Below are 1,617 nucleotides of genomic sequence, written 5' to 3' on the forward strand. Positions count from 1 at the left end.
AAAAAGTTCTGATAATATCTATATTAATGGACTTTATCTCTGAGCTTACAATAAAATTTTTTGGGTTTTTTGTTTCATATGAAATCAACACTACTTGACCTTTTTCATATTTTTGAGGCTCAGTAGAATCGCAAACATCTCTCTCTTCATAAACAATACCTGATACCGTGTATCGATAAATAAGTTTGTAGAAAAACTTTGTGCGATTCCCAGCATTATAGCTTTCTTTTTCCAGTTTTATAATTGTTGCCGTAGTTTGATTATCACATTTCTTTATTTTATATTTATGGTAAATCAAAAATATTAGCACACCTAAGCAACATATGCATAGAATCCAAGTACTCCAAATTACTATTTTCATTTAACATATCTCCCCTTGCCTATTTTATAGATTATTTTAAATGAATCTGGATTTTGATTAGTTTTTGGTATTTATCATTTGGCATTAATATTTTCTTTATACCATGTTTCAAAATCTTTTTCTTTTGCGTAAGATGTTTCTTCATATAAACCTTTAAACAAATCTTTTAGTCTCTTGAAATACTCCAACTCTTCTATACTTAATTCGTCCTCTTTATCAAGATAAACTTGGCAGGACTTCAATCCATATTCAAGAGCCTTTTCATAATCTGGCACTTCCAATTTCATGTATGCCATTGATAAATGCCTATATGCAGTCGCCAAATCCCCTATACTTACTCCTTCTATATTCTTGAACATCTCAATCGATACGTCAATGTACTCAATACTCTTCATATATTCTTCAAGTGCTATATAACAATGTCCACAACAATCGTAACTATAAGCAATATACAAAGGAATATCGTTCATATCCCTATCTTTTTCCATCTCTTTCCAAATTTCTATAGCTTTTTCATAGCAGGCTGCTGCCTCTTCAGCTATTCCATAATTATAATAAGTATTCCCTTTACCAAAATAAAATCGTATCAAATGAGCATCATTTCTGTTCTCTATTAATTTTTCTGCCCTTTGAAAGTAATACATCAACTCTTCAAAATCTGTTTCTACGCCAGTAAGATTTAAATATATTTCAAATTTCAGTTCACTTTGGTCATTTGCACTCATATCACAATAACGCAATGCATCTTCATAAGCCTTTCTAGCTAATTCAGGTTCTGAAAAATCTGCATATATACTCCCATATGAGTGAAAAGTTCTTGCTAACCCATCATTATCTTCATTTTTCTGAAATATTTTTTCTGCACTGGCAACATTATCTAGTGCTTCTACATAGTTTTTATTGTTAACAGAAAGTTCAAGATAAATATCAGCCACTTCTTTACTATCCGATCCATATACTTTCTCTGATAATTCTATTGCTTCAGCAAAACTTAGCTTTGCCAAATCATATTTTTTTGTTTCACATAGTCTTCAGCCTGAACTTAAATATTCTTCAATCATTGTTTCATCAGATTGCTGAAAGCCTCCACATGCTGATAATATACAGATAAGACTTAAAAATACTAATATTTTTTTCATTCCTTAAGAACCTCCCATTGTCTGATTTTTCAGAGTATTTTGCATTTCTTCTGGACTCTGCACTTGCATTTGCTGTTTATTACCACCATTATCAACACCTGCAGTAACTCCCTCCAT

The 1,617-nt window shown here is 31.1% G+C and carries 2 protein-coding genes; both read right to left on the reverse strand.

Features of this window, described 5'->3' with window-relative positions; translation table 11 throughout:
- A partial coding sequence (locus tag HMPREF9473_RS24165; RefSeq protein ID WP_006782856.1) for a DUF3592 domain-containing protein occupies positions 1-361 on the reverse strand: 361 nt, incomplete at its 3' end.
- 74 nt (positions 362-435) lie between these two features.
- Positions 436-1,365, reverse strand: coding sequence for a hypothetical protein (locus HMPREF9473_RS24170; protein ID WP_034860117.1), 930 nt, complete (start codon positions 1,363-1,365; stop codon positions 436-438).
- Positions 1,366-1,617 lie beyond the last annotated feature (252 nt).

The organism is Hungatella hathewayi WAL-18680 (assembly GCF_000235505.1).
GTDB classification, from domain to species: Bacteria; Bacillota; Clostridia; order Lachnospirales; family Lachnospiraceae; genus Hungatella_A; species Hungatella_A hathewayi_A.